The organism is Draconibacterium sp. (assembly GCF_041583095.1).
Classification (GTDB): Bacteria; Bacteroidota; Bacteroidia; order Bacteroidales; family Prolixibacteraceae; genus Draconibacterium.
The window spans coordinates 1-1,901 of the sequence record NZ_JBFHGM010000440.1 but is presented as its reverse complement, the minus strand read 5'-3'; the positions used below and the strand labels follow the sequence as shown (position 1 = coordinate 1,901).

Sequence of the window (1,901 nt, the reverse complement as noted above, 5' to 3'; positions counted from 1 at the left end):
GTGGTGTATTCACAGTTGCACACATCGGCAATAATATATAATTCCGGAAGTTCTGCTTTTATGGCACGAATGGCTTGCTGTACAATGCCGTTGTGCTGACAGGCAACTGTTCCGTCTTCGTCTTTTTCGGCAGGAATACCAAACAAAAGAACGGCCTTCACGCCTGATGCGACAACCTCTTTACATTCCTCAACCAGGTTCTCAACCGACAATTGAAAGTTGCCCGGCATTGAGCTGATCGGGTTGCGAACCTTGGTTCCGGCACAAACAAAAAGTGGCATCACCAAATCGTCAACCGATAGTTTTGTTTCGGTTACCATATCGCGTAAAACCGAATTGTATCTTAATCTTCTTAATCTTGTTTCAGGAAACATCATATAGTGTAGTTTTATTTGGTTTGATAATAATCATTTATTGCTTTGTAAAGCCCTTCTGCATTTGAACTTTCTGCAGTAATCAGTGGTTCGGCACCACCCTGGCGGATGGCTTCTGAAGTTGTTTCACCAATGCTGGCCATTTTCACACCTGTAATATTTTCAGTGCCATAAAACTGGCAGAAATTATTAAAAGTGGATGGGCTGGTAAATACGATCAGATCGTACCTATCATTCGAAATCGCATCCAATATTTTTGAATCAGCTCCCGATGGTTTTACCGTTTGGTAAGTATTTATGCGGGTAACTGAATTTGCTTTCGACAATTCTGTCTCCAGTTTATCACCAGCCAGGTTACCAAGAGCCAGTAAAATATTTTGATTCTGCAGATTGTGCTTCTCTGCTAATTCCTTTAGCAGGCCGTCAGATGAATTCTCACTTGCAGTAAAATAAGGTGCATAACCATAATAATCCAATTCGGCTGCGGTGTTTTTACCAATTACGGCAATCTTTAAATTGTTGGGCAAAGTAGTGTTGCCTTTTAGTTCAATCAGCTGTTTAAAGAAACTTACAACGCCATTTTTGCTGGTGAAAATTACCCACTGAAACTGATCAAGATTTTGTAATGATTGTTCTTCTGCAATACTAAGTTGTGTCTGCTCAATTTGAATCATTGGCAGCGAAACAACCGATGCACCTGCTTTTGTTAATAGCTCAGGAAGATCATCGTGGATATCGGCCGGACGAGTTGAAATAATCACCTTGTCTTTTAACGGAAATTCTTTTTTTGTAACAGGTAAATTCTCTGTGCGAATGGCATCAAGAATTTTTTTACCGCCGGCATTAAATAATTTATTGGCCAGATTCCTTGCCAATTCATTGGCATCTTCAACCGATCCGGTTGCTGTTTCTTTTAAAAACTCACTACCGTTGATGCTGGCAACAAAACCTGTAATTTTTACCTGGTTACCTTCAACCTTACAAGTACTTCCCACCGGAATCTGGCAACCGCCTTCCAGTGTGTTCAGAAACACACGTTCTGCCGAACTTGTTATCATCGTTTCCTTGTGATTGATCTGTGTGATGATAGATTCAATCTCCGGGTCGTTGTCTTTTATTTCGATGGCGATAGCACCTTGTCCGCAAGCCGGAATCATTGTTTCCGCGTCCAGAATTTCGGTGATCGTTTCATCCATTTCGAGGCGTTGCAATCCCGCACCTGCCATAATCATTGCATCGCAGTAACCCTCGTTCATTTTGCGGATGCGCGTGTTTACATTTCCCCTGATTTCAACGATATTAAAATCGGGATTCAAACGAAGCAATTGTGCTTTGCGGCGTAAACTTGACGTTGCGATTGTGTGCTCCGAAGTCAGTTCCGAAAGTTTTAAGTGATCTTTGCTTACCAGTGCATCGTTAACGGTGCCTCTTTCCAGCACAGCGCCCAGTTTTGTTCCTTCCGGAAAAACCGTGGGAAGGTCTTTTAAACTGTGTACGGCCATGTCTATTTCGTCGTTGAACATGGCT

At 42.1% G+C, this 1,901-nt stretch carries 1 protein-coding gene and 1 pseudogene; both read right to left on the bottom strand.

Features of this window, described 5'->3' with window-relative positions:
* A pseudogene (locus tag ABZB17_RS22345) lies at positions 1-377 on the bottom strand (porphobilinogen synthase); the annotation flags it as partial.
* Between the two features lie 11 nt (positions 378-388).
* On the bottom strand, positions 389-1,901 hold a 1,513-nt coding region (gene hemC / locus ABZB17_RS22340; protein WP_372653866.1), incomplete at its 5' end, for a hydroxymethylbilane synthase.